The 6,062-nt window shown below is 70.9% G+C and carries 8 protein-coding genes; 4 read left to right on the top strand and 4 right to left on the bottom strand.

The annotated features are described in order from the left end of the window. The coding region (locus ACFV0Q_RS37185; RefSeq protein ID WP_385011839.1) for an alpha/beta fold hydrolase at window positions 1–375 on the bottom strand (375 nt) is incomplete at its 3' end. Window positions 376–498: 123 nt separating this feature from the next. On the opposite strand from ACFV0Q_RS37185, the gene ACFV0Q_RS37180 reads away from it, so the two are divergent. Together ACFV0Q_RS37180 and ACFV0Q_RS37175 are read left to right on the top strand one after the other, a co-directional pair. Next, entirely contained in the window at window positions 499–1,107 is a 609-nt protein-coding gene (locus ACFV0Q_RS37180) for a TetR/AcrR family transcriptional regulator (protein WP_385011836.1), read from the top strand. 39 nt (window positions 1,108–1,146) lie between these two features. Next, entirely contained in the window at window positions 1,147–1,674 is a 528-nt protein-coding gene (locus tag ACFV0Q_RS37175; RefSeq protein WP_385011834.1) for a hypothetical protein, read from the top strand. Between the two features lie 374 nt (window positions 1,675–2,048). On the opposite strand, the gene ACFV0Q_RS37170 is transcribed toward ACFV0Q_RS37175, so the two are convergent. Next, window positions 2,049–2,366, bottom strand: coding sequence for a hypothetical protein (locus ACFV0Q_RS37170; RefSeq protein WP_385011832.1), 318 nt, complete (start codon window positions 2,364–2,366; stop codon window positions 2,049–2,051). A gap of 136 nt (window positions 2,367–2,502) precedes the next feature. Here ACFV0Q_RS37170 and ACFV0Q_RS37165 point away from each other — a divergent pair, with 136 nt between their 5' ends. Both ACFV0Q_RS37165 and ACFV0Q_RS37160 read left to right on the top strand, forming a co-directional pair. Then, window positions 2,503–3,513, top strand: coding sequence for a zinc-binding dehydrogenase (locus ACFV0Q_RS37165; RefSeq protein ID WP_385011830.1), 1,011 nt, complete (start codon window positions 2,503–2,505; stop codon window positions 3,511–3,513). A 150-nt stretch (window positions 3,514–3,663) separates the two neighbouring features. Then, entirely contained in the window at window positions 3,664–4,257 is a 594-nt protein-coding gene (locus ACFV0Q_RS37160; protein WP_385011829.1) for a hypothetical protein, read from the top strand. Between the two features lie 472 nt (window positions 4,258–4,729). On the opposite strand, the gene ACFV0Q_RS37155 is transcribed toward ACFV0Q_RS37160, so the two are convergent. Next, window positions 4,730–5,341 carry an SGNH/GDSL hydrolase family protein gene (locus tag ACFV0Q_RS37155; RefSeq protein ID WP_385011827.1) on the bottom strand — a complete coding sequence of 204 codons (612 nt, stop codon included), beginning with the start codon at window positions 5,339–5,341 and terminating at the stop codon, window positions 4,730–4,732. A 246-nt stretch (window positions 5,342–5,587) separates the two neighbouring features. Further along, the coding region (locus tag ACFV0Q_RS37150) for a hypothetical protein (protein WP_385011824.1) at window positions 5,588–6,062 on the bottom strand (475 nt) is incomplete at its 5' end.

Raw genomic sequence — 6,062 nt, 5'->3', positions numbered from 1 at the left:
CTGGCCGAACAACGTGACCTGTCGCAGGTTCAGGCCCTCGAACAGCGCGTGGGACATCCATGCCACGTGCCGGGCGAAGGTGTGGTCCTGCTGCTCGGCGGGCTTGTCCGAGCGGCCGAAGCCGATCAGGTCCGGGGCGACGACCCGATGGCCGCGGTCGACCAGGCCCGCTATGACGTGGCGGTACAGGTAGGACCAGGTGGGCTCGCCGTGGAGCAACAGGACCGGGGTCGCGCGGGGCGGGCCCTCGTCCACGTAATGGACTCGTAACCGGCCCGAACTGCCGTCCATCGCCGGGACGTCGACGTAGTGCGGCCGGTACGGCCAGTCGGGCAGACTCGTGAAGCAGTGATCGGGTGTGCGGAGGATGCGCATGCGGCCTCCCGGCCTCGACTGCGAAGATAATTGCAGACTCTATGAAACTTGTCTGACGCGTCAACCCCTCGTACGAGAACCTCCGCACCCCGCCCACTCCCTATGCCTGCCGAGGACCGCCCCATGCCGAAGGACCACACAGCGGCCGACCACCGTGACGGCCGAGTCGAGCGCGGCCGCCAGACGCGGGCCCGCATCATCAACGCCGTACTCGAACTCGGAGAAGAGGGGGAGACCGCCCCGACCGTCGCGAAGATCGCGGCCCGGGCCGGTACCTCCGCGCGACTGGTGCACCACCACTTCGGGAGCATCGAGGAGATCATCGACCAGGCCATCGACCACCGCCTTCACGAGTTGGTCGCGCGCCAGCCCGAGCTGCCGGTGAGCGGCCCCCTCCTGCCCCGTATCACCGCCCTCGTCGCGGCCCGGGCGGACGCACTGGAATGGATCACCCCTCTGCGGCTGACCACCGTGCGGCTGGAACAGCGGTCGGACAAACTGCGCCGGTGCCGCGACACCGCTCTCGGCGTCGCCCGGGCCCAGCTGGAGGCCGTCTTCGCGGCAGAGTTCGCCGCCCAGCCGGAAGGCCGTCGTGCACTCCTCCTCGCCGCGCTGGAGACCACCACGTCCTGGGAGGCATGGCACCACCTGCGCTTCACCCGTACCCCCGAAGCAGCACGGCAGGTCATGGCCCTGATGATCGAGGCTTTGCTCGCGACCGGACGACCCTGAGACGGCCGGTACGGCCCGGCGGCGGCGCCGGGCCGGGAGATGGCCCGCTGTCGTAGCCAAGGGCTGCCCGCAGTCCGGAGGCACACCCTCGGCGGCGGTCTCGCGGGCACGGCCCCGCCGCACGCCTCGCTCGCCGACGCCGTACCCGGGGCGGCCGACCGCGCCTGGGCGCAATGGCAGTTCGCCGCCGAGGCCATCGGGTCGACCACCTGTGCGTGGACCGGCTACGACGTGATGATCGGGCTCGGCGGTACCGGGCGGATCCTGCTCGCGGCGCACGGTGCCGGCTGGCCCGGCGAGGCCGCCCCGGGGCTGAAGGCCGCGATGTCCGCCATGCCCCGCATGGGTTCGTGGCGGAGCACCGAACCGGTCGGGCTGGTGGCTGCCCGCCGGACACCCTGTCGACGTGGCCGCGCCGCCCGGTCCCGTCTTTCGGATGGCGCACGGGACCGCGGGACCTCTGGCGCTGCCGGCGACCGCCGAGACCACCCGTCCGCCCCTGCCCGGGCGGCGGGCTGCCGTACGGACCGCCGCCGACTGGCCAGTGACCGTTCGGGAAGGCGATAGGTCGGGGAGGAGGCCCCGGGGACTCTTCCGACCGCGGAAGTCGATCCAGTCGTAGCTGTACGGAACGACGGTGGGCTGCCTCAACCACACGTCGGAGCCGGGAACCGGTCCTGACGCCACCTGCGGGTGTGGGGCCGACTTCGGCCGTGCCACCCGGCTCGTGTGCTGAGGCGGATCCTCCAGATGGGGCCTGAGGTTCCCGGAGGCCGGTCCGCTTGCACGTCAGCGATTCCTCCGCCGGGCGGTACGTTCCCCGTCCCGGCGCTCGGCGCCGGCCGGCCGGACGATCTCCGCAGGGAGTGCGTGGGCCTGGGCTGTGGCTACGACACCTGCCGTCCCACCGCGCCCGCCCTCAAGGCCGTCCCAGACGGCGATCAGCAGCTCAGCGCGCCCCAGGAGCACGGATTGGCGGCAGCATAGGCATCCGGCGTCGTCCGCCGGTACGGCATCACCTTGATTTCAGCGGCCGCCCGGCACAATCGATCGAACTCGTCGGCGTGTCCCGGATCCACCCTGCGCTCCCGGTAGTCCCCCAAGGGGATCACCGCCATCAGCCGTGCCCCCACGGCCGGAACGGCGTCCGCGAAGACCCTGTCCGCCCCTGCGGCCTGGCAGAAAATGCCCGTCAGGTCGGCGGCCGGGTGACGGGTGAGCCTCGAAACCAGGGCCTCTCTGATCCCGGCAGGGGCCACGAACCACCCGCTCGCGCCCGAACAGCGTTGAGCACCGGCGCGTCACGCGATGGGTCGGCGTTCCGCCGGGGCCCGTGCGCTTCACTCGGCGAAGGTGCACCACCAAGCGGTGCGGATACAAGGAGGCAGGCCGTCCGTGGAGACGATGCTGGCCGGAAGGCTCACCACTGGAGGGGGCGGTTTCGCTGTCGAGGAAGTGCCCGTACCCGAGCCGGGCCCGGGCCAGGTCCTGATCCGGGTACGAGCGGCCGGGGTCTGCCTGTCGGACGTCCACCTCATCCAGGGCATCCTCGAACCGCAGCCCCGTTCGGGGAACAAGGTGACGCTCGGTCACGAGACCGCGGGTGAGGTCAGGGCCTTCGGCGACGGCGTCACCGGTCTCGCCGTGGGCGACCCCGTCGTGCTCCAAGCCGGCGAGCTCCGCGACGGAACCCCCTGCACCCGGGGGGTGAACATCGACGGCGGCTGGGCCGAGTACACGGTGGCCGCAGCCGACGCGGTGGTCCCCCTCCCGCCCGGAATCCCCTTCGAGCAGGCGTGCATCATCCCCGACGCGGTCTCCACCCCGTGGGCGGCGATCACCTCCGGCGCGAACGTACGGCCCGCGGAAGCCGTCGCGGTGTGGGGCGTCGGCGGCCTCGGCGCGCACGCCGTCCAGCTGCTCCGCATGGTGGGAGCCTGCCCGGTCATCGCCGTGGACCCGCTGCCCGCCGCCCGCGAGCGGGCTCTCCGGCTCGGCGCCGACACCGCCCTGGACCCCGCCGACCCCGATTTCGGAACCCTGCTACGCGACGCCGCAGGCGCTGGCGGTGTCGCCGCAGCCTTCGACTTCGCCGGTGTGCCGGCCGCACGGGACCAGGCGCTGGCCGCCCTCGCCGAGCACGGCCGGCTGGTCCTGGTCGGCCTCACCGACCAGCCCTTCACCATCCTGGACAACCTCTGGTTCTGCCGCTTCCGGCAACAGGTCCTGGGCCACTACGGATCCAGGCCCGAGGACCTCGTCGACCTGGTCCGCCTGGCGGGCATGCGCCGCCTGGACCTCTCCGGCTCGATCAGCGGAATCCACCCCCTGGCCGAGGCCGCGCAAGCCGTGGACGCCCTGGAGCGCAAGGAGGGCAACCCGATCCGTCTGATCCTCAGACCCTGACGGTCACGGTCCAGCAGGGTGCGGGCGCCATGACCGCAGCCACCACACCACCCGCTCGCACGCCGAACCACTGCAAGCGCGCCACCTGGGGCCGTCTTCAAACTGATCGTTTGTGCTCTTGACCGACACAGACAGCCCCGAGGAGACGAGTTGATCACGGAGTACCAGCAGAAGCTGCGCGAGCGCTACATCGCCGCCACCATCATGCCGGCCCCGGAGCCGTGGCAGCCGCTGCTGGACCTCAGGACCCCCATCGGGGGTCTGCTCGGCATTGGCTTCGCCGTCCATCCCGACAGCGGGCACGACCTCGTCATGGTCGTGTCCGGCGACGGTCATGGACTCTTCGACGCGGTCACCGGCGAGAAGGTCGCCCGCGACCGAGACCCAGACCCCGACACCAGCACTCCGGACGCGTCGCCGGAGCTCACCTGCCCCGGGCTCGGCCCAATCGAGGGCATGCAGGTGCGTATCGCCGGGCTCTTCGGCGGCGGCCTGCACAGCACCACACCAGACGGCTGGACCCTGGACGTCGTCAGCCCCGAGTGGCCCCACGACCGCGTCATCCTCTCCGCCGACGGCGGGTCCCACAAAGGCCCGGCGGGAGGGACGTGGTGGCACATCTTCCACTCCGAGTGCTCAGAACTCCGCGCAGCCGGTTTCTCTCCCTCCGGCCTGACCCTGGCGGTCGCCACCAGCAGCGACCTCACCCTTTGGACCCGGCCTGAGCTCCACTTTGACGACTGAGCGGACAGCGGGAGAGCAGGCGAGGAGGCGAGGTGCTGAGACTCTCGCCTTGCCATCCACCGTCGACATCCTCACCCGACTCGAAGCCGTTCGGGTCAGGATCGGCCGCATCTTCTCACCGGACCGGACGTGGGCCTTCATGCTCTTCCTCGCCGACGACGCCAGCGCAATCCTCGCCCGCACGGGAGTCCGACAAGCTACGCGTTGACAGTTGTCCTGTCCAAGTGGCCACTAGCGTGATCAGTCCCAGGGGTATCGGGACCGCTACCCGGCGTCGTCGCACGTAAAGGCGATCCATCCCGACACGGTCAGGAGGAGCGGCCCGAGTCGACCGGCAGCGACCACCTGCGTCCGCTGCGCCGAGCCCGACCACGGCGACCGTCGTTGTCCGACTGACGACTGGCGGTGCTCGGCCGTGAAGGGACCGCTGCCAGACGCGCCCGACCTGAGCACCGAAGAGCGCGGCGCTGACTCAGGTTCGGGGCTCCATGGGCCCCAGGCCCAGAACCCGGAGGGTGTGCTCGGCCATGTGAAGGTGGCCGGCGGCGTTGGGGTGGGCCGGGTCGTCGAGCCAGGCGATGGGGTCGGCATCGCCGAAGTGCGCGCGCCAGTGGCTCTCGTGGTCGACCAGCAGGACGTCGGCCTCCTTCGCGATGTCCCGCACGGCTTGGGCGTAAGCCGGGAGCGTGCCGCGGGCCTCGCGGCCGGCGATGCTGACCAGCACCGGCGTGTGGAGGACGATCTGGGTCTGCGAGCCTGCACGGTCGATGAGCTGATGCATGGCGTCGTGGAACTCCGGCAGCCCGGCCAGGCCTGCGCGCGCGTCGTTGGTGCCGAGCGATATGGACAGGACGTCGGGCGCGAAGCGTCCGATCAGGTGGTCGTAGGAACCGAGCACGTCCACGGCACGCCAGCCGGAAACACCGGTGTTGACGACGATGTCGGTCAGCCGGTCCATCTGCCATCTGACCCGTTCCTGCAGGTGCTCCACCCAGCCACGTGCGCCATGGGTGTGCAGTACGGCCTGGGTGATGCTGTCCCCGGCGGCTACCCACGTCATGGGTTCTGCAGACAAGCGGATCATGTCGTTCTCCTCCAGCGTGCTCGCGGCCCCGGCGACTGCCCACGGCCCCTTTTCAAGATCAGAAACATAACGCCCACGCATCCTGCCGCCTTCCCTTCCTGAGACTCGGGGCGGGGGCCCCATCTCAGGTGGGGTGCACGGCCGTGCAGCGGATCCCCGCACCACCCTGCCTACGGCGGCGACCAGCGCTTTCAGGACCAGGCCCGTGGCGCCCGCGATGCTCCGCCGCCGTGATCCGCCGTGTCCTCAGTCGGCATCGCCGGCGGGAGCCTCCTGCCAGCCGGGCAGTTCCAGCTCGTCGTCGCGAAGCGACCACACCGGATCCTGTCCGGACGGCGGTCCGGCCAGGATCCGCAACTGTTGCGGGCGGTATTCGTCGCGCGCGTCCTCGACGCTGAAGCGCGCCGAGGCCAAGACCTGGGCCATCGCCCGCATCATCGCGGCCCCGACCGCGCTGGAGTGTCGCAGGACCGGTTCGTCCAACTGCTTCAGCCGGAACGCGCGGCTCGCGCAGGCCCGCATGCGAGGGCTTGCCTGCCAGGCCACGAACACTCCACCGGCAGTGTCGGCACCGTCGTCGATGTCCACCTCGGCGCCACCGGCGAGGACCGGGTTCATCCCCGGGGCCAACACGGGCAGGCCTGCGGCCGCCAACTCGTTGCGGACCTTCCAAGCGAGCTTCTCCAGGGCCGCGGACTCTTCAACACCCACTCGTTCGAAC

It is taken from the genome of Streptomyces sp. NPDC059564 (genome assembly GCF_042735575.1).
Taxonomy (GTDB): Bacteria; Actinomycetota; Actinomycetes; order Streptomycetales; family Streptomycetaceae; genus Streptomyces.
The sequence above is the reverse complement of the archived record's forward strand: the minus strand, read 5'-3'. Positions and strand labels throughout refer to the sequence as shown.

Coding starts and splice junctions, on each gene's coding strand:
- ACFV0Q_RS37180 (WP_385011836.1), top strand. CDS start 499: ATGCCGAAGGACCACACAGCGGCCGACCACCGTGACGGCCGAGTCGAG.
- ACFV0Q_RS37175 (WP_385011834.1), top strand. CDS start 1,147: ATGGCCCGCTGTCGTAGCCAAGGGCTGCCCGCAGTCCGGAGGCACACC.
- ACFV0Q_RS37155 (WP_385011827.1), bottom strand. CDS start 5,341: ATGATCCGCTTGTCTGCAGAACCCATGACGTGGGTAGCCGCCGGGGAC.